1 pseudogene is annotated in these 239 nt (G+C 34.3%); it reads right to left on the reverse strand.

Going from position 1 to position 239, the window contains the following annotated elements:
- Positions 1–239: pseudogene (locus SB689_RS24125) on the reverse strand (hypothetical protein); the annotation flags it as partial.

The raw sequence follows: 239 nt of genomic DNA on the forward strand, positions 1-239 counted from the left end.
TTATCTCAACCTATTTATTATAGATTGGAAAAAATTAAATGAAAAAATCCTATCATAGAAAATATCCAGACTGTTTTCAATAATAGCATCAGTATAGCTTGCCATATTGGAAGCAGACGTTTCCTCTACAAAAACAAACCAGATTTCAGAGAGCTCATGTCTTCTTCTGAATTCTTCTGAAGCATTGCTGTCCGGAACGGGAGAGTGGTTTAGGTCACAAAACAGAATTCCTTTTTTCT

The organism is Chryseobacterium sp. SIMBA_038 (genome assembly GCF_046535115.1).
In the GTDB taxonomy this organism is placed as follows: domain Bacteria; phylum Bacteroidota; class Bacteroidia; order Flavobacteriales; family Weeksellaceae; genus Chryseobacterium.